The organism is Micromonospora sp. M51 (assembly GCF_018070305.1).
Taxonomy (GTDB): domain Bacteria; phylum Actinomycetota; class Actinomycetes; order Mycobacteriales; family Micromonosporaceae; genus Micromonospora; species Micromonospora parva.
The window spans coordinates 1-1,592 of record NZ_JAGPXZ010001057.1 but is presented as its reverse complement, the minus strand read 5'-3'; the positions used below and the strand labels follow the sequence as shown (position 1 = coordinate 1,592).

Genomic DNA, 1,592 nt, shown 5'->3' with positions numbered 1-1,592 from the left:
CACCACTGCGAACCGGTCGAGGCGGAACTGCTCGGCGTGGGCACCGGTCAGCCGGGGCAGGTGCTGCGCGCGTCGCACGCGCCGCTGACGCACACCGCCGAGGCGCTGGACCTGCTGCTCGGGGTGGAGGTGCCGGCCGGCACCGTCGAACTGGGCGCGGCGGCCCGCGAGCACGACGGTCGCACGTTCGAGATCTGGCAGCCGGTGGAGAGCTTCGCCGGGCTCGGCCCGCACGCCAAGGCGTACCTGGTCGACCGCTGCTCGGGCACCGTCACCTTCGCCCCGGCCCTCGACCTGCGACCCGCCGCCGGGGCGAGCACGGTGGCCGAGCCCGCGCCGACGTCGGTCACCGTCGCGGCCGTGCCGCCGGCCGGGCGGCAGGTCCGGCTCTGGTACCGCGCCGGTGGCGGGCCCACCGGCAACGTGGCGGCGGGCACGCTGAGCACCCTGCGCGACCCACTGCCCGGGGTACGCGTCGACAACCCCGCCCCGGCGGCTGGCGGCCGGGAGATGGAGGCGCTGGAATCGGTGCTGCTGCGCGGCCCGTACGAGTTCTTCGCCCAGCAGCGGGCGGTCACCGCCCGCGACTTCGAGGTCCTCGCGACCAGCTCCGGGGCGGTGGCGCGGGCACGGGCGTTCACCCGTGCGGCGGTGTACAGCTTCGCCCGGCCGGGCGAGGTCGAGGTGGTGCTGGTGCCGTACGTGCCGGCGGCGGCCCGTCCGGGTGGTCGGCTGCCGGTGGCGGTGCTGCGGGAGCACGAGGTGCCCGAGGCGCGCCACCGGGTCGAGGCGGACCTGGAGGAACGCCGGATGGTCGGCATCCGCTCCCGGGCCACCTGGGCGCGGTTCAAGGCGGTGTCGGTACGCGCCCGGGTGGTGGTCCGCCGCGAGGAGGACGTGGACGCGGTCCGTCGCCGCATCCACGACCGGCTGCACCAGACGTTGAGCCCGCTGCCGACCGCGCTCAACCCGACCGGCTGGCCGTTCGGTGAGCCGCTGCGGGCGTCCAACGTGTACCGGCTGCTGGAGCACGCCGAGCCGGGGGTGCGCTACGTCGAGTCGGTGCGGTTCGTTGTCGACGAGGCGCCCGACGCCGACGTGCGGGCCCTCGCCGTCGACCAGTACCAGCCGCGCACCTGGTACGCCGGGCGCGGGGCGGTGCTGTTCCGCTCCAGCAACGGCGGCGCGGGGTGGGAACCGGCCGGTCGTTTCGACGACGAGACGGTGCTGCGGGTGGCGCCCGCGCCCGCGCCGGTGCGGCCGGGCATCGTCGCCCGCCCCGGTTCGGTGGCAGTGGTGACGCTGCGGGCCTCGGGCGGCTCCCGGGTGCACCTGAGCGCCGACCTGGGCGAGACGTGGTCGCTGCTCACCGACCTGGACTCGCGGATCTCCGACGTGGCGTGGCTGGACCGCGACGGCGCGGGCGCGCTGCTGGTGGCGACCGACACCGGCCTGTACGAGGTGTCGCTGCTGCCCGGCGCGGTGCCGTTGCAGATCCTGGTCGACCCGTCCGACGCCGACCGGGGCTTCTACGCGGTCCGCACGTTCGTCTCCGAGCGGGGCGCGCCGGGTGTGGCGGTGGCCGCCCAGGC

1 protein-coding gene is annotated in these 1,592 nt (G+C 76.4%); it reads left to right on the top strand.

What is annotated here, in order from left to right:
• Positions 1–1,592 (top strand): putative baseplate assembly protein (locus KBX53_RS32410; protein ID WP_210863657.1); only part of this gene is annotated, 1,592 nt, incomplete at both ends.